The sequence below is a fragment of the Streptomyces sp. NPDC093984 genome (genome assembly GCF_044764595.1).
Classification (GTDB): Bacteria; Actinomycetota; Actinomycetes; order Streptomycetales; family Streptomycetaceae; genus Streptomyces; species Streptomyces cynarae.
In genome coordinates this window covers 227,779-244,629 of record NZ_JBIWIM010000004.1, presented here as the reverse complement: position 1 = coordinate 244,629, position 16,851 = coordinate 227,779, and the positions used below count along the sequence as shown (strand labels likewise).

Below are 16,851 nucleotides of genomic sequence, written 5' to 3'. Positions count from 1 at the left end.
CCATGACCCTTCACGAGAACCTTCTCGGGGGCCCGCCCCCGACCCACCTCCCCGACGACCCGGAGCCGCGCGAGCTCCTCGCCGGCGGTACGGCGCCCACCGAGGTCGCCGCCCGGTACCCCGCCTCCTCGCTCGCCTGGGCGCAGCTCGCCGACGACGCGTTCGAGCGGGGCGCGGTCGTCGAGTCGTACGCGTACGCCCGTACGGGCTACCACCGCGGCCTGGACGCCCTGCGCCGCAACGGCTGGAAGGGCCACGGACCCATCCCCTGGGAGCACGAGCCCAACCGTGGGTTCCTGCGCGCCCTGCACGCCCTCGCGCGCGCCGCGCACGGCATCGGCGAGCAGGAGGAGTACGAGCGCTGCTCGCAGTTCCTGAAGGACTCCTCGCCCACGGCGGCCCAGACCCTGGGCTAGGGCCGCCACGCCGTGTCAGGCCCGCCTGTGACCAGGCGGGCCTTGCGGTGTCCGGAGGCATTGCGCAGGATGCCTGTGGGGACCGGGGCCCCCGTGCCGGCATCGGCAGGGGCGGACCGCTACCCGGAGTACATACAGGAGACAGCGATGTCCCAACAGGCTCACCAGACTCCCCCCTCCCCCGAGGCTTCTGAGCCCGAGACCCCGCATCTCGACTTCCAGGGAACGACTCCGTACGAGGACTACGTCCGGGCGGACGTGCTCACCCACCTCCAGCACACCCTCTCCGACGACCCCGGGGAGATGGTCTTCCTGGTCACGACCCAGGTGATGGAGCTGTGGTTCACCGTCATCGTCCACGAGTGGGAGACCGCGGCGCGCGCCCTGCGCGAGGACCGGGTGCCGGTGGCGATCGACGCGCTGAAGAGGTCCGTACGGGAGCTCCAGGCGCTGAACGCGTCCTGGCGGCCCCTGTCGCAGCTGACGCCCGCCCAGTTCAACTCCTACCGCTCCGCGCTCGGCGAGGGCTCCGGCTTCCAGTCGGCGATGTACCGCCGCATGGAGTTCCTGCTCGGCGACAAGTCCGCGTCCATGCTGGTCCCGCACCGCGGCGCGCCCCGCGTCCACGCCGAACTGGAGAAGGCGCTGCACGAGCCGTGCCTGTACGACGAGGTGCTGCGGCTCCTCGCCCGGCGTGGGCACGCCGTCCCGGACGCGGTGCTGCGGCGCGACGTCTCGCAGCGCTACGAGCCGTCGGAGGAGGTCGAGTCGGTCTGGGCGGCCGTCTACTCGGGGGACCCGGACGACGAACTCGCCAAGCTGGGCGAGGTGCTGACCGATGTCGCGGAACTGGTGTGGCGCTGGCGCAACGACCACCTCCTCGCCACCCGGCGCGCGATGGGCGCCAAGCCCGGCACGGGCGGCTCCGCCGGGGTGGCCTGGCTGGAGAAGCGCGCCCAGAAGAACGTGTTCCCCGAGCTGTGGACGGCGCGGTCCCATGTCTGAACGGTCGGAACTCGCCGTCAGGGCGGAGAAGCTGGACGCGGCCGACGAACTCGCCGCCAAGCGCTCGGAGTTCGTCCTCGACACCGTGTCCGATCATGCGGCTGACGCCGCGGGCGTCTATCTGGACGGCAATTCGCTGGGCGCGCTGCCCGCCGCCGTACCGGGCCGGATGGAGGACGTCGTCCGCAGGCAGTGGGGATCGCTGCGGATCAGGTCCTGGGACGAGAGCGGCTGGTGGACGGCGCCGGAGCGGATCGGCGACCGGATCGCCCCGCTGGTCGGGGCCGCGCCCGGGCAGGTCGTGGTGGGCGACTCGACCAGTGTCAACGTCTTCAAGGCGCTGGTGGCGGCGGTGCGGATGGCCCGGGAGACGGACGCCGGCCGGGACGAGATCGTGGTCGACGCGACGACGTTCCCGACGGACGGGTACATCGCCGGATCGGCGGCGCGGATGACGGGCTGCACGCTGCGCCCGGTGGCCCCGGCGGAGGTCCCCGGGGTGCTGTCAGGCCGTACGGCGGCCGTGCTGCTGAACCACGTCGACTACCGCACCGGCCGGCTGCACGACCTGCCCGCACTGACGGCCGCCGTGCACGCGGCGGGCGCGGTCGCGGTGTGGGACCTGTGCCACAGCGCGGGCGCGCTGCCCGTGGGCCTGGACGAGCACGGGGTCGACCTGGCGGTCGGCTGCACCTACAAGTACCTGAACGGGGGCCCCGGCTCACCGGCGTACCTGTATGTGCGGCGGGAGCTGCAGGACCGCTTCGACTCACCGCTGCCGGGCTGGAACTCGCACGCGGAACCCTTCGGCATGCGGAGCGACTACGAAGCGGCCCCCGGCGCCGTGCGCGGACGCGTCGGCACCCCGGACATCCTGTCGATGCTCGCCCTGGAGGCGGCGCTGGAGGTGTGGGACGGCGTCTCGATCCACGCGGTCCGCGCCAAGTCGCTGGCCCTCACGGACTTCTTCCTCCAGTGCGTGACGGCCTACGTCCCGCCGGGCGCGGTCGAGTCCCTGACCCCCGTCGCGCACGAGGAGCGGGGCAGCCAGATCTCGCTGCGGTGCCAGGACGCGGGGTATGTGATGAAACGGCTGATCGCCGCCGGGGTGGTCGGTGACTTCCGGCCGCCGGACGTGCTGCGGTTCGGGTTCACGCCGCTGTACGTGGGGTTCGCGGACGTGGAGCGGGCGGCCCGGGTGCTGGCGGAGGTGGTGGCCTGACGGGCGGTTCACGGGGGGGCGGGGCGGCCCGCCCCCCACCCGGCCGGGAACCCCGTGGCCGGGCCTTTCCCACCCCCGCCGGGACGGCTCGGCAGCACCGTTTGCTCCTCACCGAGAGTGACAACCCCGTGCTGGCGCACGTCATCCGCCTGATACCGTCCCCGCCAGCGGCCGGTACTCTCCGGCCGCCGCGCACGAATCCCGTTCTGCCGCTGAGAGGTTGGAGCATGCCGGACGACGCCGCCCACCGCGATGCCGCCGAAGAGGCGTCCGCCTTCTCGCACCCGCCGGTGGACCCCGACTCCACCGCCGTCTACGGCGACCACCCCGACCAGGTGATCGACTTCTACGCCCCGCGGCAGACCGAGCCGGCCGGGACGGCGGGCGCCCCGGGACCCGCCCCCCTGGTCGTCCTCCTGCACGGCGGCGCGTGGCGTGCGCCGTACGACCGCCGGCACCTCTCGCCCTTCGCGGACTTCCTGGCCCGCCGGGGCTTCGCCGTGGCGAGCGTCGAGTACCGCCGGGGCGCCCTCATCCCGTCCCAGGCCGACGGCTCCGCGGACGCGGAGTCCGGTGCGGGCGGCGGTACGGGGCCGGTGGCGGGCCGTTGGCCGGACACGTTCGACGACGTGGCGGCCGCGTTCGACGCGCTTCCCGGGCTGGTGCGCGAGGCGCTGCCGCAGGCCGATCCCCGCCGCACGGTGATCACCGGGCACTCGGCGGGCGGCCACCTGGCGCTGTGGGCCGCGTCCCGGCACGTCCTGCCGCCGGACTGCCCGTGGCGCACGGACCGCCCCGCGCCGCTGCGCGGTGTCGTGGCGCTCGCCCCGATCGCGGACTTCCACGTCGCCGACAAGCTGGAGGTGTGCGGCGGCGCGGCGGTCCAGCTCCTCGGCGGCAGGGACCGGTTCGAGGAGCGCAGGCCGTACGCGGACCCGGCGCTGCTGCTGCCCACCGGTATCGCCACCACCCTGGTCCAGGGCCGGACGGACGTCGTGGTCCCGCAGGCGGTCGCCGAGGCGTACGCGGATGCGGCGGCGAAGGCCGGCGAGGTGGTCGGCCTCACGCTCCTGGAGGGCGTCGGCCACTTCCCCCTGATCGACCCGGCGGCGGACGCGTGCGCGGTGGTGGCCGAGGAGATCGCCCAGCTGGCGTGGTAGCCGGGGCCCCGCTCCCGGGTGGACCCGGTCATACCCGTAATACCTGAGAGCTACCTCCCAAGTGAGCTCCGCGGCATGACGCCGACGACGGGTGACGCTCCGTAACTTCCTTTCCGTGACTGCCCGATGAGCGCGGCAGCGGAAGGGGAGGACGTCATGGGTTCTCGGAGGAGGCGCCCGGTCGCGCACGCGGACGGACGGGACGGGAACGGGGGAGGCGGCGAACGGCGGCGCCTTCGCCGACGGCGCCTCGGCCGCGTCCGACGTAGCCTGATCGCCGTCCTCGTCACGGTCGCCGTCGTCGTCCCCCTGTCGGCCGCCGCGCGCCCCCGCATCCCGGCCCCGCCGCCGGCGGCGCTCGCCCCGCTCTCGGCGGCCACGCTCACCGGGACGTACGAGGCGAACCGCGCGGATGCCGCCGAGGCGTCCCGCATGGCGGCGGCCCACGGCGACCGGAGCCGGGCGGCGGTGGAGCGGGCCCTGGCCTCGCCCGCCCGCCATCTGCTGGCCTTCGACGGCCGGGGCACGGGCCGGGTGACCGAGGTCTTCGGCGACCTGGCCAGGGCGCGGCACATAGCGGTCCTGGTGCCGGGGTCCGACACCACGCTGGACACCTACGGCCGCTTCCGCGCCACCGCGCTCGCCCTGCACCGCGGCACCGGCCGGGACACGGCGGTGATCGCCTGGCTCGGCTACGACACGCCCCGCACGCTCAGCACCGACGTACTCACGACGACCCGCGCGGCGCGGGCCGCCCCGGTCCTGGAGCGGTTCGTACGGCAGTTGCGGGACGCGTTCGGCCCGTCGCCCCGCATCTCCCTGCTGTGCCACTCCTACGGGACGGTGGTGTGCGCCCGCGCGGGCGCCGGCGTCGACGCCCAGGACATCGTCCTGATCGGCAGCCCGGGCACGGGCGTGGACTCCGCCGCCGCCCTGCACACCCGCGCCCGTATCTGGGCGGCCCGCGGCGCCGACGACTGGATCGCACACGTGCCGCACCACCGCGCGGACCTGTTCGGCACCACCGTCGGCTTCGGCGCGGACCCGGTCTCCCCGGCCTACGGCGCCCGGGTGTTCGCCGCGGGCGACGTCGGCCACAGCGACTACTTCAAGCCGGGCTCGGCCTCCCTGGCCAACCTGACGCGGATCGTCCTCGGCGAGAGCGCGGAGGTGACCCGTGCGTGACACGACCGTGCGGCAGCGGACCCTGAAGCGGCAGCGGCCCCTGAAGCCGCAGCGGACCCTGAACGCGATACGCACCGCGGCCCACCGCACCGACCTGGCCACCCCCGCCGAGCGGGACCGCGCGGTCGACGCCCTGCGGGCCCTGGCGATCCTCGGTGTCGTCCTGGGGCACTGGCTGGTGACCGCACTCGTCGCGGACGGCGGCTCGCTGCACACCGCGAGCCCGCTGCACTTCATGCCGTGGCTGGCCCCGATCTCCTGGGTGTTCCAGACGCTCGCCGTGTTCTTCCTGGTGGGCGGCCATGTCGCGACGAAGGGCTACGCATCGGCGCGTGCCCGGGGCGTCACCTACGGGCAGTGGGTGCGCACCCGCACGACCCGGCTGTTCAAGCCGGTCGCGGCGGTCGTGACGCTGTGGACCGTCGCGGCGTGCGGCCTGCTCGCGACCGGGGCGGACGCGGGCACGGTCCACACCCTGGTGAAGCTGGCCCTGTCGCCCCTGTGGTTCCTGGTCGTGTTCGCGGCCCTGACGGCGGCGACCCCGCTGCTGACGCGTCTCAACCCGCTGTGGCCGCTGGCCGTCGTTCTCCACGTGGACCTCGTCCGCTTCGGACTCGGCGGCCCGTCCTGGCTGGGCTGGGTGAACCTGCCGGCGGGCTGGCTCGTGCCGTACACCCTGGGCGCGGCCTGGACCCGGGGTGAGCTGGAGAGCCGCCGCGCGGGCCGGGTGCTGCTGGCGGGCGGCGCGGCGGCGACGGCGGTGCTGGTGGCGTGGGCGGGTTACCCGGCGTCGATGGTCGGCGTCCCGGGCGAGCCGGTCTCCAACCTGAACCCGCCGACCCTGGCCGCCGTCACCTTCGGCCTGGCCCAGTGCGGACTGGCGCTGCTGCTGCGCGAGCGGCTGCGCCGCGCGATGCGCCGCCCCCTGGCCTGGGCGGCGGTGGCCCTGGTGAACCTCTCCGCGATGACGATCTTCCTGTGGCACCAGACGGCCCTGATGGCGACCACCGCGACGGGCCTGCTCGCGGGCCGCCTGCCCGGCCTGCACACCACCCCCGGCGACCTGACCTGGGTGGCGGCCCGCCTGGCCTGGCTGCCGGTCTTCGCTCTCGCCCTGACCGTCTGCTGGGCGGCCTTCCGCGCCGGCGAACAGGGCGGCGACCGGCGCCCGTCCCGGGTGGTCCGGTCACACCGCCCCGGAGCGGGCCGCACCTCAGGTCCTAGGGTGGACGCGTGATGCAAGGGGGGAACCGCGTCCGTCGAGGGCTGCGGGTGCTGCGCGACGACCTGTGGACGGGGCGGGCGGATCCGCTGCCCCCGTCCGTCTGGCTGCGCTGGCTGCCGCACGGAATCGTGTGGCTGGCCGCGTTCGGCGTCCTGGTCGGCGCCGTGCCCCAACTCCGGGAGAACGGCCATGTGGCCCTCGGGTACGCCTTCCTCATCGGGCTCGGCCAGAGCGGAGCGGTGGTGCTGGCCCTGTGGCGGCCGATCCCGGCGTGGTGGCTGTCGACGGGGGCGACGGCACTCGGGGCGGTCGCACTGCACGGCCCGTTGATCGCCGGAGAGGCGGACGGCTTCACCTGGCCGTGGACCTCGGCCGGGATCATCGCCCAGCTGTTCGTGCTGCTGCTGCTCGCCCTGAGAGTCCGCACCCGCGTCGCGGTGGAGGCGCTGGTCCTGACCATGCTGGTCACCTATGTCCTGCAGGGCCTGTGGGGCGCGGCGAACCACCAGTCCACCGGCGTGCTCGCGACGGCCCTGTCCGCGGCCGTGGTGGTGCTGGGCGTCGCCCTGCGCGGCCGCCGCGAGGCCCGCGCCGAGCTGGTGCAGCAGACGACCCTCACCGCGGAGGAACGCGCCCGCCGCACCCTCCTGGAGGAACGCAACCGCATCGCCCGCGAACTGCACGACGTGGTCGCCCACCACATGTCGGTCATCTCCATCCAGGCCCAGGTCGCCCCCCACCTGGTGGAGAACCCCTCCGCGGAGCTGAGGGAGAACCTGGACGGCATCCGCAAGAACGCGCTGGAGGCCCTGACCGAACTGCGCCGCGTCCTCGGTGTCCTGCGCTCGGAGACCCCGCCGACCCCTACGGCATAGGAAGCGGTACCGGCGCGGCCCCCGACTCCCCGCAGCCCACCCTCGACCGGCTCGACGCCCTCGTGGAGAACACCCGCGCCGCCGGCATGGAGGTGCGGACGGAGATCGTCGGCGCGGTGCGCCCGCTGTCACCCGGTGTGGAGCTGTCCGCGTACCGGATCGTCCAGGAGGCCCTCAGCAACGCGCTGCGGCACGCCCCCGGCTCCACCGTGCGCGTCGAACTGACCTACCTCCCGCTGGGTCTGCAGCTGCACATCGCCAACTCCCGGCCCACCCGCCCGGCTCCGCCGTCACCGGGCGCGGGCCATGGACTGCTCGGCATGCGGGAGCGTGCCGTGATGCTCGGTGGGACCCTCTTCGCGACCGCGAGGGCCGGCGGAGGCTTCGTGGTGGCGTGCTTCCTGCCCAGCCCCGAGGACGCCCCGACCGACGGCGATCTTGCCGACCCGACAGGAGAAGAGAACCGATGACGAGCGGCACCATCCGCGTACTGATCGCCGACGACCAGATGATGGTCCGGCAGGGCTTCACGGTGCTGCTCAACGCCGAGCCCGGCATCGAGGTCGTCGGCCAGGCCGTCGACGGCAGGGACGCGATCGCCAAGGTCGCCGAACTCGCCCCGGACGTCGTCCTGATGGACATCCGCATGCCCGAGCTGGGCGGCATCGAGGCGACCCGCCGCATCACCGAGGCCACCCCGCACCCCAGGGTCCTGGTCCTGACCACCTTCGACCTCGACGAGTACGTCTACGACGCCCTGCGCGCAGGCGCCTCCGGCTTCCTGCTCAAGGACGCCTCCGCCGATCAGCTCGCCGAGGCGGTACGGGTGGTGGCGGCGGGCGACGCGCTTCTCGCGCCCGGCATCACCCGGCGCCTGCTCGCCGAGTTCTCCCGGATGCACAGCACGCCCCGGGCCCCGCTGAAGGAGCGCGTCGGCGACCTCACCGAGCGGGAGACGGAGGTCCTCGCCCTCATCGCCCAGGGCCTGTCGAACGCGGAGATCGCCGCGCGCCTCGTGGTCGCCGAGCAGACCGTGAAGACCCATGTGGGCCGCATCCTGGTGAAGCTGGGCCTGCGCGACCGCACCCAGGCGGCTGTGTTCGCCTACGAGTCGGGGCTGGTGCGGCCGTCGGGCTACTGACATGCGGCCGCGCGGACGGCCGTCCGGGAGCCGACTCGGCCCCCACCCCCACCCGTAGTACTTGAGAAGGATTCTCGAGGACCCCCCTCACTGGTGACGACCGCGCCCCCTTGCCGGGCCTACCTTTTCCCCGTGACCGAGACGACCCAGAGGCAGACGCCACCGGACGGCGCGTACGCCCCGTACACGCCGCGCAGCCCGGAGTACCGGCTGGCCGTGGACGCCCTGCGCAGGATGCGGCAAGAACTGTTCCACGACGCCTTCGCCTACCGCCCGATGCCCCGCATGAGCGTCGACGGCCCGGTGACCAGGCGGCTGCCGGGACGCATGCGCCACTACGCGGCCTGGACCCCGCACGCCGTGGTCGTCGGGGCCGGCCTGGTGGCGATGCTGGTCGCCCAGCGCAACGACAACGGCGGGCTGTCGGACCTGCTGTGCGGTCTGTTCGCCCTGATTCCGGTGCTGTTGACGCTGGTGCGCCCGGTCGGAGCCTTCTGGGTGTCCCTGGCGGGGACCGCGGCCTCGGCGGTCGTGGGCTCGTCCTGGGGCTCCTGGCCATGGCTGCCCGGCAGCTTCATAGCCCATCTGACGGTGCTGACGGTGGTGGCGATACGCACCCGGCCGCGCACGGCGGCGTGGATGTGGGTGGCGACCGCGGCCTACGCCTTCTTCGCCGAGACCGCCTTCGGCTGGGGCCACTACGACGGCGACGCCCCGGCCATGCTCGTCGTCTCCGCCCTCGTGCTCCTCGCGGTCACCGTCCGGCACATACGCCGCGAAGCCGAGCAGGAGGTCACCGCCCAGCAGACCGAGACGGCGCACGAGCGCTCCCGGCGCACCCTGCTGGAGGAGCGCACGACGATCGCCCGCGAACTGCACGATGTGGTCGCCCACCACATGTCGGTGGTCGCGATCCAGGCGGAGGCCGCGCCCTACCGCGTGGAGAACCCGCCGCCGGAACTGGAGAAGGCCTTCGCCACCATCCGGGAGAACGCGGTGGCGGCCCTGACCGAGCTGCGCCGCGTCCTGGGGGTCGTGCGGGCGGAGGACTACGAGGCCCCGGACGCGCCCCAGCCCACCCTGGCCGACCTGGACGCCCTGCTGGCGAACGTGCGGGAGGCGGGGCTGAGCGTCGACAAGGTGGTCACGGGCGCGGTGCGGGAACTCCCGCAGGGCGTCGAGCTGTCGGCGTACCGCATCGTCCAGGAGGCCCTCAGCAACACGCTGCGGCACGCGCCGGGCGCTCCGGCACGGGTGGAGATCGGCTATGTGCTCGGTGGGCTGGGCCTGCGCATCGTCAACGGCCCGGCGCCGCAGGTCACGCTCACCAAGTCGACGCACGGAGCGGGGCACGGCCTGACGGGCATGCGCGAGCGGGTCTCGATGCTGGGCGGGGAGATGACGGCGGGGGAGACGGACGACGGAGGCTATGAGGTGACGGTGTTCCTGCCGGTGGCCACCGTGGAGGGCACCACGTGACCGAGGGCACCATCCGCGTACTGATCGCCGACGACCAGATGATGGTCCGGGAGGGCTTCTCGGTGCTGCTCGGGGCGATGCCGGACATCGAGGTCGTCGGGGAGGCGGTCAACGGGAGGGAGGCGGTCGAGCGGGTCCGCGAACTGGCCCCGGACGTCGTGCTGATGGACATCCGCATGCCGGAGCTGAACGGCATCGAGGCGACCCGGGAGATCGTCGCCGCGGACGGTTCGGCGAAGGTGCTGGTGCTGACCACCTTCGACCTCGACGAGTACGTGTACCAGGCGCTGCGGGCGGGAGCCTCCGGTTTCCTGCTCAAGGACGCGTCGGCCAAGCAGCTCGCCGAGGGCGTGCGGGTGGTGGCGGCGGGCGAGGCGCTGCTGGCGCCCTCGGTCACCCGGCGGCTGATCACGGAGTTCTCCCGCCTGGCGGACCGGCCGGCGCTCCCGCCGGCGGCCCGGGCGGCGTACGGGGACCTGACGGAACGGGAGACGGAGGTGCTGGTCCTCATCGCCCAGGGGCTGTCGAACGCGGAGATCGCGGAGCGGCTGGTGGTGGCCGAGTCCACGATCAAGACGCACGTCAGCCGCATCCTGGTGAAACTGGGCCTGCGCGACCGCACCCAGGCGGCGGTGTTCGCGTACGAGGCGAGGCTGGTGACCCCGGGGTGATCCGCCGTTCGGTGTGAGACCCCCCTGGTCAGCGGGCGTCCGCTCGGTTAGCGTCCGGGCATGGCAGCTCTTTCCGCTCTCGCGTTCGACCCCTGGGACCCGGCGTTCGTGGCCGACCCGTACCCCGCCTACGCCGAACTGCGTGCGCGGGGCCGGGTGCACTGGTTCGAGCCCACCGGTCAGTGGCTGGTGCCGCACCACGCGGACGTGTCGGCGTTGCTGCGGGACAGGCGGCTGGGCCGGACCTACCAGCACCGCTTCACGCACGAGGAATTCGGCCGGACCGCGCCGCCGCCCGAGCACGAGCCGTTCCACACGCTCAACGACCACGGCATGCTCGACCTGGAGCCTCCGGACCACACCCGCATCCGGCGCCTGGTGTCGAAGGCGTTCACGCCGCGGACTGTGGAGCAGCTCAAGCCGTATGTGCGGGACCTCGCCGGCGAGCTGGTGGCGCGGCTGGTGGAGGCGGGCGGCGGCGATCTGCTGACGGACGTCGCCGAGCCGCTGCCGGTCGCGGTGATCGCCGAGATGCTGGGCATTCCTGAGGCGGACCGGGGGCAGCTGCGTCCCTGGTCGGCGGACATCTGCGGGATGTACGAGCTGGGCCCGTCCGAGGAGACGGCACGCAGGGCGGTGCGGGCGTCGGTCGAGTTCTCGCAGTACCTCCAGGAGCTGATCGCCGAGCGCCGCAAGGAGCCGGGGGAGGACCTGATCTCGGGGCTGATCGCCGCGTACGACGAGGGCGACCGGCTCACCGAGCAGGAGATGATCTCGACCTGTGTGCTGCTGCTGAACGCCGGACACGAGGCCACGGTCAACGCGACCGTGAACGGCTGGTGGGCGCTGTTCCGCCACCCGGAGCAGCTGGCGGCCCTGCGCGCCAACCACACGCTCGTGCCCTCGGCGGTGGAGGAGCTGATGCGCTACGACACCCCGCTGCAGCTCTTCGAGCGCTGGGTGCTGGACGAGATCGAGATCGACGGCACGGTGATCCCGCGGGGCGCCGAGATCGCCATGCTGTTCGGCTCGGCCAACCATGACCCGGCCGTCTTCGACGCCCCCGAGACGCTCGACCTGACCCGCAAGGACAACCCGCACATCTCCTTCAGCGCGGGCATCCACTACTGCATCGGCGCGCCCCTGGCCCGTATCGAGCTGGCGGCGTCCATGACGGCGCTGCTGGAGAAGGCCCCGACGCTGCGCCTTGCGGCGGAGCCGGAGCGGAAGCCGAACTTCGTGATCCGCGGCCTGGAGGGTCTGAGGGTGGAGGTCGGCTGACCGCCCCCCTCAGGCCGTCAGCGCTCACCCCGGAGATCGCCCGCCCGTGCGGGCAACGTGAGACCCCACGCACCCTCCCGTACCACCCAGGTCCGCGTCCGCACCGGCCCCGACACCTGCGCATCCGCGCGGTAGCGGAAAGCGGCCCCCGACACCGTCACCCTGCGCCCCACCGCCAGCAGCGGCGACGCCTCCGCGCCCACCGAGAGCGGCCGCACCTCCACCTCGGCCACCCCCGGATCCCCCGGCGACACGGACACCGCCTCCACCGGCTGGTCCAGGTCCACCAGGGTCTCCCCGTCGACCTCGACCCGCAGCCGGGACGGCCCGCCCCCCGCATCCCGCGGTGACGGCACCCGCGTCGGACGCGCCGCGAGCGTCCGTACCAGCGACTGACACGTCCGCAGCCACGGACGCCCCGAGTCCGGCGACGAGGCCGGCACCGGATCGGCCCCCGCCCCCTCACGCGCCGGAACCGGAGGAATCCGCAGATCCCCGAGCACCACCCCGTCACTGTCGTCCACCAGCAGGTCTAGCCGCCGCTCCACGCCCTCCAGGACGGCCCGGGCCGCCGCCACCGCCCCCGCCGGGACCCCCAGCGACCGCGCCAGCGACTGCGCGGCGCCCACCGGCACCAGCGACAGGGCCGTCGTGCCCAGCTCACGGCGCCGGTGCAGGAGCGTCACCGCCCGCAGCAGCGCCCGGTCGTCGCCCACCACCACCGGCCGCCGCGACCCCCGGCGGTCCAGCGCCCGGGCGAATTCCTCCGGCCCCTGCGGGAGACACACCTTGGTGGCCGCACCCGCGCTGAGCACGTCTTTCGCGATCCGTACCGACTCACCGTCGCTGTGACGGGCGACCGGGTCGATGACCACGAGGAGCTGGTCGGAAGTCGCCACCTCGGTCCTGCCTCGCTTCCTCGGGTAGCATCTCTGTGCAAGAGCCCCTTGCGCTATTGCGTCAGGGGCTTCGTCTATTCCGGGGCATCCGGTCCGACGGTTTGCGGCCAACGACGGTCGCGGTGCACGCGGCGGTGGACCCTCCGCGTACGCCTCCGACCCTGGACATGCCCCGCCCGGAAGGGGTGTACGCGCGTGCCCGCACTTGTGCTGCTCGGTGCTCAGTGGGGTGACGAAGGCAAGGGAAAGGCCACCGACCTGCTCGGTGGCTCGGTGGACTATGTCGTGCGCTACCAGGGCGGCAACAACGCCGGCCACACGGTGGTCGTAGGTGACCAGAAGTATGCGCTCCACCTCCTCCCTTCCGGAATCCTGTCGCCCGGATGTACGCCCGTCATCGGCAACGGCGTCGTCGTCGACCCGTCGGTCCTGCTCTCCGAGCTGAGCGGTCTGAACGAGCGCGGTGTCGACACCTCGAAGCTGCTGATCAGCGGCAACGCCCACATCATCACGCCGTACAACGTCACCGTCGACAAGGTGACGGAACGCTTCCTCGGAAAGCGCAAGATCGGCACGACCGGCCGCGGCATCGGCCCGACCTACGCCGACAAGATCAACCGCGTCGGCATCCGGGTCCAGGACCTGTACGACGAGTCGATCCTGACCCAGAAGGTCGAGGCGGCCCTCGACGTCAAGAACCAGATCCTCACCAAGCTGTACAACCGGCGCGCGATCGCCGTCGGCCAGGTGGTCGAGGAGCTGCTGGGCTACGCCGAGAAGATCGAGCCGTACGTCGCCGACACGGTCCTGATCCTCAACCAGGCCCTGGAGGAGAACAAGGTCGTCCTGTTCGAGGGCGGCCAGGGCACGCTCCTGGACATCGACCACGGCACGTATCCGTTCGTGACGTCGTCGAACCCGACCGCGGGCGGTGCCTGCACCGGTGCCGGCGTCGGCCCCACGAAGATCAGCCGCGTCATCGGCATCCTCAAGGCCTACACGACCCGTGTCGGCTCGGGTCCCTTCCCGACCGAGCTGTTCGACGAGGACGGCGAGGCGCTGCGCCGCATCGGCGGTGAGCGGGGCGTGACGACGGGCCGCGACCGTCGCTGCGGCTGGTTCGACGCGGTGATCGCCCGCTACGCGACCCGGGTCAACGGCCTGACCGACTTCTTCCTCACCAAGCTCGACGTGCTCACCGGCTGGGAGCAGATCCCGGTCTGCGTCGCGTACGAGATCGACGGCAAGCGGGTCGAGGAGCTCCCGTACTCCCAGACGGACTTCCACCACGCGAAGCCGGTCTACGAGATGCTGCCCGGCTGGCAGGAGGACATCACGAAGGCCAAGACCTTCGCGGACCTCCCGAAGAACGCCCAGAACTACGTCAAGGCGCTGGAGGAGATGTCCGGCGCCCCGATCTCCGCGATCGGCGTGGGCCCGGGCCGCGACGAGACCATCGAGATCAACTCGTTCCTGTAAGTCCCTTATATCCCCATCCAGTTGGGCCGGTCATGGACATCCTTGACCGGCCCATGGGCTGCTCCTGGTTCCGCGCGGAGGGAGGGACCGGAACTATCTACGCGGGTAGTGCCGTCCCTCTTCGCTCTCCGGACCAGGAGCCTCGTATGCCCGTCAGCCCCATGAACAGACGCGAGTTCATGCAGAAGTCGGCCGTCACCTCGGCGGCGGTCGCCGTCGCGGGAGCGGTCGGCAGCGGTACGGCCGAGGCCGCCGACCAGGAGCCCGAGAAGACGCCGCGTACCTGGTCCTTCTCCGTCCTCGGCACCACCGACCTGCACAGCCACGTCTTCGACTGGGACTATTACAAGGACGCCGCCTACAGCGACAAGGCCGGCAACTCCGTCGGAGTCGCGCGTGTCGCCACGCTCATCAAGCAGCAGCGCGAGGCGAAGGGCGAGGACCGGGTGCTGCTCGTGGACGCCGGCGACATCATCCAGGGCACCTCGCTGGCCTACTACTTCGCCCGCGTCGACCCGATCACCGGCGAGGACGCGCCCAGGCACCCCATGGCCGTCGCCATGAACCACATGCGCTACGACGCCGCAGCCCTCGGCAACCACGAGTTCAACTACGGCATCGACGTCCTGCGGAAGTTCGAGAGCCAGTGCCACTTCCCGCTGCTCGGCGCCAACGCCCTCGATGCCAAGACCCTGCGGCCCGCCTTCCGCCCGTACACCGTGAAGTGCGTCCGGGTCCCCGGCGCCCCCGACATCAAGGTCGGCATCCTCGGGCTCACCAACCCCGGGATCGCGCTGTGGGACAAGGACAACGTCAGCGGGAGGATGGTGTTCCCGGGGCTCGTCGAGCAGGCGAAGAAGTACGTGCCGCGGCTGCGGGCGCTGGGCTGTGACGTGGTGTTCCTGACGGACCACTCGGGCCTGGACGGCTCCTCCTCGTACGGCGACGAACTCCCGTACGTGGAGAACGCGTCGAACCTGGTCGCCGAGCAGGTCCCGGGCATCGACGCGATCCTGGTCGGCCACACCCACGTCGAGGTCCCCTCCTACACGGTGAAGAACGAGGAGACCGGCGAGGAGGTCCTCCTCTCCGAGCCGTACTGCTGGGGCTACCGCCTGAGCGTCTTCGACTTCGAGCTCGAACTCCACCACGGCCGGTGGAAGGTGACGAGCAAGACGGCCCGGACCCTCAACCCCAACACGGTGGACGAGGACCCGGAGATCAAGCGGCTCCTGGAGGCCGACCACGAGCTGGTGGTGAAGTACGTCAACACCCCCGTCGGCACCTGCACGGCGGACCTGTCGGCGGCGGAGTCCTGCTGGAAGGACGTCCCCATCATGGACTTCATCCACCAGGTGCAGATGGCGACGGTCGCCTCCGGGCTGTCCTCCGCCGACGCCGCGCTCCCGCTGATCTCGGTCGCCGCGCCCTTCAGCCGGACCGCGGACATCCCCGCGGGGAGCGTGACGATCAAGGACATCGCCGGGCTATACATCTACGACAACACCCTCTACGGCAAGAAGCTGACCGGCGCCCAGCTCAAGGACTACCTGGAGTACGCGGCGAAGTACTACCACCAGGTCCCGTCCGGCACGAAGGTCGACACCGCGACCCTCACCAACGCCAACAACTTCTGGGACTACATGTACGACACCGCCGCCGGGGTCGACTACGAGATCGACATCGCGCAGCCCGAGGGCTCGCGCATCAAGAACCTCTCCTACAAGGGCGCGCCGGTCGCCGACGACCAGGTCTTCGTCGTCGCCGTCAACAACTACCGGGCCAACGGCGGTTCCGGCTACCCGCACATCGCCTCCGCCGGCATCGCCTACAGCTCCACCAACGAGATCCGCCAGCTGATGATCGACTACGTGACGTCCAAGGGCACCCTGAACCCGGCGGACTTCGCGGTCACCAACTGGCGGCTGACGCAGGACGGCACGCCGGTGTTCTAGGCCGTCCCGAGTAGGGTGCCGGTCCGCTCCGCCAGGAACTCCTCCCAGGTCCGGGCGCCCTTGTCGGCGCCATCGAGGGTCAGGTTGGCCCCGGACCGGTAGGCACGGCCGGCCTTGCCGGGCATGCGGACCTTGAGCATCGGGCGGTGCTTGCCGCGTGCCGTGAGGTAGGTGCGCAGCAGGTCCGCGAGGTCGTACACCGCCGGTCCGGCCAGGTCGGGGACCAGGCCGGCCGGTTCGCCGAGCGTCAGCTCCACGAGCCGGGCGGCCACCTCCCGCGCGTCGACCGGCTGCAGCCGCATCCCGCCCGGCACCGGGATCACCGGAAGCTTGGCCATCTTCTCGGCCATGAGCAGCGCCAGGTCGTGGAACTGGGCGGCCCGCAGGGTCGTCCACGCGATCCCCGACCCGGCGATCGCCCGCTCCGCCGCCAGCTTGGAGCGCAGCCAGGCCAGTGGGACGCGGTCCGCGCCGATGACCGAGATGTACACCAGGTGCCGGACCCCGGCGCTCTGCGCGGCCCGGACCAGGTTGCGGGTCGCCTCGTCGTCGCCCTTGGGGCCGCCCGCGAGGTGCAGGACGGTCCGGGTCCCCGCCACCGCCGCGTCGAGTCCCTCGCCGGTCCGCAGGTCGCAGGCCACGTGTTCGACGCCCTCCGCGGGGTCGTGCGCGTGCCGGCTCAGCACCCGGACCTCGCGGCCCGCATCCCGCAGCAGCGGGACGACGTGGCGGCCGAGTGTGCCGGTGCCGCCGGTGACCAGGACGGGCGCGGTAGGCGCGTTCATGGGTTCTCCTCAAGCGGTCGATCCGTCACTCAGTGGGTGATCTACTGAGATGACCCGCCGCCCGGAAGGAATG

Annotated in this window: 14 protein-coding genes and 1 pseudogene; 13 read left to right on the top strand and 2 right to left on the bottom strand. The window is 72.4% G+C overall.

Annotated elements, in window-relative coordinates; genetic code table 11:
• Window positions 1-2 precede the first annotated feature (2 nt).
• The 11 genes and pseudogenes from ACIRC0_RS17135 (at window position 3) to ACIRC0_RS17085 (ending at window position 11,660) form a co-directional block, all read left to right on the top strand.
• A complete protein-coding gene (locus ACIRC0_RS17135; protein WP_403616964.1) occupies window positions 3-416 on the top strand; it encodes a DUF3151 domain-containing protein in 414 nt (137 codons plus the stop codon).
• A 147-nt stretch (window positions 417-563) separates the two neighbouring features.
• Window positions 564-1,421 (top strand): tryptophan 2,3-dioxygenase family protein, encoded by an 858-nt coding sequence (locus ACIRC0_RS17130; RefSeq protein ID WP_403616963.1) that lies wholly within the window; start codon window positions 564-566, stop codon window positions 1,419-1,421.
• The gene (kynU, locus tag ACIRC0_RS17125; protein WP_403616962.1) at window positions 1,414-2,643 is read left to right on the top strand and encodes a kynureninase; all 1,230 of its coding nucleotides are present in this window, start codon (window positions 1,414-1,416) and stop codon (window positions 2,641-2,643) included. Before ACIRC0_RS17130 ends, kynU begins: the two co-directional genes overlap by 8 nt.
• Before the next feature lie 227 nt (window positions 2,644-2,870).
• Complete coding sequence (locus tag ACIRC0_RS17120) at window positions 2,871-3,803, top strand: alpha/beta hydrolase family protein (protein WP_403616961.1); 933 nt, start codon at window positions 2,871-2,873, stop codon at window positions 3,801-3,803.
• Window positions 3,804-3,959: 156 nt separating this feature from the next.
• Window positions 3,960-4,988, top strand: coding sequence for an alpha/beta hydrolase (locus ACIRC0_RS17115; RefSeq protein ID WP_403616960.1), 1,029 nt, complete (start codon window positions 3,960-3,962; stop codon window positions 4,986-4,988).
• A gap of 40 nt (window positions 4,989-5,028) precedes the next feature.
• Window positions 5,029-6,225, top strand: coding sequence for an acyltransferase (locus ACIRC0_RS17110; protein WP_403617352.1), 1,197 nt, complete (start codon window positions 5,029-5,031; stop codon window positions 6,223-6,225).
• Window positions 6,225-7,558: pseudogene (locus ACIRC0_RS17105) on the top strand (sensor histidine kinase). Before ACIRC0_RS17110 ends, ACIRC0_RS17105 begins: the two are co-directional and overlap by 1 nt.
• Window positions 7,555-8,229, top strand: a complete 675-nt coding sequence (locus tag ACIRC0_RS17100; protein WP_403616959.1) for a response regulator — start codon at window positions 7,555-7,557, stop codon at window positions 8,227-8,229. Before ACIRC0_RS17105 ends, ACIRC0_RS17100 begins: the two are co-directional and overlap by 4 nt.
• A gap of 132 nt (window positions 8,230-8,361) precedes the next feature.
• Window positions 8,362-9,708 (top strand): sensor histidine kinase, encoded by a 1,347-nt coding sequence (locus ACIRC0_RS17095; RefSeq protein WP_403616958.1) that lies wholly within the window; start codon window positions 8,362-8,364, stop codon window positions 9,706-9,708.
• A complete protein-coding gene (locus tag ACIRC0_RS17090) occupies window positions 9,705-10,379 on the top strand; it encodes a response regulator (RefSeq protein WP_403616957.1) in 675 nt (224 codons plus the stop codon). The genes ACIRC0_RS17095 and ACIRC0_RS17090 overlap by 4 nt, the downstream gene beginning before the upstream one ends.
• A 60-nt stretch (window positions 10,380-10,439) precedes the next feature.
• Window positions 10,440-11,660 carry a cytochrome P450 gene (locus tag ACIRC0_RS17085; RefSeq protein ID WP_403616956.1) on the top strand — a complete coding sequence of 407 codons (1,221 nt, stop codon included), beginning with the start codon at window positions 10,440-10,442 and terminating at the stop codon, window positions 11,658-11,660.
• Window positions 11,661-11,677: 17 nt separating this feature from the next.
• On the opposite strand, the gene ACIRC0_RS17080 is transcribed toward ACIRC0_RS17085, so the two are convergent.
• Entirely contained in the window at window positions 11,678-12,559 is an 882-nt protein-coding gene (locus tag ACIRC0_RS17080; RefSeq protein WP_403616955.1) for a diacylglycerol kinase family protein, read from the bottom strand.
• Between the two features lie 195 nt (window positions 12,560-12,754).
• On the opposite strand from ACIRC0_RS17080, the gene ACIRC0_RS17075 reads away from it, so the two are divergent.
• Window positions 12,755-14,038 (top strand): adenylosuccinate synthase, encoded by a 1,284-nt coding sequence (locus tag ACIRC0_RS17075; protein ID WP_200422273.1) that lies wholly within the window; start codon window positions 12,755-12,757, stop codon window positions 14,036-14,038.
• 146 nt (window positions 14,039-14,184) lie between these two features.
• On the top strand, window positions 14,185-15,993 hold the full coding sequence (locus ACIRC0_RS17070; protein WP_403616954.1) for a bifunctional metallophosphatase/5'-nucleotidase: 1,809 nt from the start codon (window positions 14,185-14,187) through the stop codon (window positions 15,991-15,993).
• Here the strand turns inward: ACIRC0_RS17070 and ACIRC0_RS17065 are convergent.
• Window positions 15,990-16,778: an SDR family oxidoreductase gene (locus ACIRC0_RS17065; protein ID WP_403616953.1), complete on the bottom strand. Its 789-nt coding sequence runs from the start codon at window positions 16,776-16,778 to the stop codon at window positions 15,990-15,992. The two genes, ACIRC0_RS17070 and ACIRC0_RS17065, sit on opposite strands and share 4 nt — an antisense overlap.
• Window positions 16,779-16,851: the final 73 nt, after the last annotated feature.

Coding starts and splice junctions, on each gene's coding strand:
- ACIRC0_RS17135 (WP_403616964.1), top strand. CDS start 3: ATGACCCTTCACGAGAACCTTCTCGGGGGCCCGCCCCCGACCCACCTC.
- ACIRC0_RS17130 (WP_403616963.1), top strand. CDS start 564: ATGTCCCAACAGGCTCACCAGACTCCCCCCTCCCCCGAGGCTTCTGAG.
- kynU (WP_403616962.1), top strand. CDS start 1,414: ATGTCTGAACGGTCGGAACTCGCCGTCAGGGCGGAGAAGCTGGACGCG.
- ACIRC0_RS17120 (WP_403616961.1), top strand. CDS start 2,871: ATGCCGGACGACGCCGCCCACCGCGATGCCGCCGAAGAGGCGTCCGCC.
- ACIRC0_RS17115 (WP_403616960.1), top strand. CDS start 3,960: ATGGGTTCTCGGAGGAGGCGCCCGGTCGCGCACGCGGACGGACGGGAC.
- ACIRC0_RS17100 (WP_403616959.1), top strand. CDS start 7,555: ATGACGAGCGGCACCATCCGCGTACTGATCGCCGACGACCAGATGATG.
- ACIRC0_RS17085 (WP_403616956.1), top strand. CDS start 10,440: ATGGCAGCTCTTTCCGCTCTCGCGTTCGACCCCTGGGACCCGGCGTTC.
- ACIRC0_RS17070 (WP_403616954.1), top strand. CDS start 14,185: ATGCCCGTCAGCCCCATGAACAGACGCGAGTTCATGCAGAAGTCGGCC.
- ACIRC0_RS17065 (WP_403616953.1), bottom strand. CDS start 16,778: ATGAACGCGCCTACCGCGCCCGTCCTGGTCACCGGCGGCACCGGCACA.